Raw genomic sequence first — 255 nt, forward strand, 5'->3', positions numbered from 1 at the left:
CCAACGTGAAATATGCAGCGGTTCACAACTTCGGAGCCACCATCCGACCGAAGAAAGCGAAGATACTCGCCTTTCCCGGCAAGAACGGACAAACAGTATTTGCCAAGAAAGTGGTCATTCCTGCCCGTCCATTTCTGGCCATCGAGCAGCGCCAGATCAATCTGGTTCAACAGACCATCGAGCAGTGGGTCAAGGACGTGGCCAACCGCAATGTTTAACGAAGCCCTCAAAGCCATCACCGACCACCTGGAAGTT

1 protein-coding gene is annotated in these 255 nt (G+C 52.9%); it reads left to right on the plus strand.

Annotated elements, in window-relative coordinates:
* On the plus strand, positions 1-218 hold a 218-nt coding region (locus AK963_RS30895; RefSeq protein ID WP_175404830.1), incomplete at its 5' end, for a phage virion morphogenesis family protein.
* Positions 219-255 lie beyond the last annotated feature (37 nt).

Origin of the sequence: Endozoicomonas atrinae (genome assembly GCF_001647025.1) — a bacterium.
GTDB lineage: Bacteria > Pseudomonadota > Gammaproteobacteria > Pseudomonadales > Endozoicomonadaceae > Endozoicomonas > Endozoicomonas atrinae.